The sequence below is a fragment of the Bradyrhizobium sp. genome (assembly GCF_049586575.1).
Classification (GTDB): domain Bacteria; phylum Pseudomonadota; class Alphaproteobacteria; order Rhizobiales; family Xanthobacteraceae; genus Bradyrhizobium.
The window spans coordinates 1-1771 of record NZ_JBAVCF010000294.1; the positions used below are offsets into that span (position 1 = coordinate 1).

At 60.6% G+C, this 1771-nt stretch carries 3 protein-coding genes; 2 read left to right on the forward strand and 1 reads right to left on the reverse strand.

Features of this window, described 5'->3' with window-relative positions; all coding sequences use genetic code 11:
- Positions 1-97 precede the first annotated feature (97 nt).
- Complete coding sequence (locus WB528_RS11445) at positions 98-571, reverse strand: tripartite tricarboxylate transporter TctB family protein (protein ID WP_423888525.1); 474 nt, start codon at positions 569-571, stop codon at positions 98-100.
- A 300-nt stretch (positions 572-871) separates the two neighbouring features.
- On the opposite strand from WB528_RS11445, the gene WB528_RS11450 reads away from it, so the two are divergent.
- Together WB528_RS11450 and WB528_RS11455 are read left to right on the forward strand one after the other, a co-directional pair.
- On the forward strand, positions 872-1285 hold the full coding sequence (locus WB528_RS11450) for a DUF3830 family protein (protein WP_423888526.1): 414 nt from the start codon (positions 872-874) through the stop codon (positions 1283-1285).
- On the forward strand, positions 1286-1771 hold a 486-nt coding region (locus tag WB528_RS11455), incomplete at its 3' end, for a polysaccharide deacetylase family protein (protein ID WP_423888527.1).

Sequence of the window (1771 nt, forward strand, 5' to 3'; positions counted from 1 at the left end):
AGGTTGCCGACCAGCACGCCGAGGAAGCAGTACATCAGGTTATGCGGCTCGAGCGCGACTCCGAAGCCGGCCCAAAGATCGGTAAGCGCGGTCGAAATCACAGGTTCACCCCGCGCAACAGCGGAAAGGGAATGTTCAGGAGATAGTGGAACAGCACCACGCCGAACACGGTGACGCCGCACGCCAGAATGAAGGACGACTTGTACGTCCCTGTCTTGTCGCCGAGCGCGCAGACGAACACGCAGGCAAACACCGCCGGGATCATCCCGCCATATTCTCCGACGATGATGAAAAGAACGGGGCCGGCAAGAATGCAGAACCAGCCGAACCATTGTGGATTGTCGGGGAGAAACTTCTTGTCGTCAGGCTCGGCCGATCCGAGCGCGGTGCCGGCGATCAGGATGCCGATAAAGGCGAGGACGATGCCAAGCACGACCGGCATAAATCCGGGGCCCATTCTGGCGAGGCTGCCGAACTTGTAGCCCGAGCCCGTCACCGCGGCTCCCACCCCGAGCAGCAGCATCAGGCCGCCGGCATAGTAATCCCGCTTCCAGCTAAACTTCTCCGACAACAGCGTCTCTCCCGAACCTTTTTAGGGCCGCGACCCTACCCGCCGCGACCAAGCCTGTCGATATCGCCGCGTTGCACTTTTCGAGCGAGGGGGAACCGGCATGGGCCCACCAGACTAGCTCAGTTTATCGACCGATAAAATCGACAAAATAGCGCAGTCCGGCCGGCTGGCGGTCCGATTCCAACCTCCGCATCGCAGCGCGGTATGGTCCGCCTGGGGCGCTTTCAAGAGGTAGCAAAGGCGGTCAAATTCGACTATCGATGGGAAAAGAACCCTTGAGCTGTCATGACGGGTATTTTGATGAGCCAATTGATCGTCCGCGCCGGAGACTTCACCTTTCAGGCCCGCTTTGAAGAGCAGCTAGCGCCCAAAACCTGTGCGGCCTTCCGTCGCGCGATGCCGTTTGAGAGCAAGTGCATCCATGTGCGCTGGAGCGGCGAGGGGGTCTGGATGCCGCTTGGCGATCTCGACTTCGGCGTCGGCTATGAGAACCACACGAGCTACCCGGCGCCGGGCCAGATCATCCTGTACCCCGGCGGCATCAGCGAGACTGAAATTCTGCTCGCCTATGGCGGCGTGCATTTCGCCAGCAAGATGGGCCAACTCGCAGGCAATCACTTCATTACGCTGACCTCTGGGCTAGAGAACCTGCCTGCGCTGGGCAAGACCGTGCTCTGGAATGGCGCGCAGAAGGTTCGCTTCGAGGAAGTGTAAATGGCGGGGAGCGGGTATCCGAGGGATCTCCGTGGCTATGGCCGCAATCCGCCTCATCCGCACTGGCCCGGCAATGCGCGCATTGCCGTACAGTTCGTGGTAAATTTCGAAGAGGGCGGCGAAAACAACATCCTGCACGGCGACCGCGCCTCGGAGGCGTTTCTGTCTGACGTGCTCGGCGCGCAACCCTGGCCGGGTCAGCGCCACGCCAATATCGAATCGATGTTCGAATATGGCTCACGCGCCGGCTTCTGGCGGCTCTGGCGAATTTTCACCGAACGAAAATTGCCGACGACCGTGTTCGGCGTGGCGACGGCCCTGAAACGAAATCCCGAAGTGGTTGCTGCGATGAAGGAGGCAGGCTGGGATATTGCCAGTCACAGCCTGAAATGGATCGAGCACAAGGACATGTCGGAGGCGGAAGAGCGAGTAGAGATCGCCGACGCCATTCGCCTGCACACCGAGGTGACCGGAGAACGTCCGCTC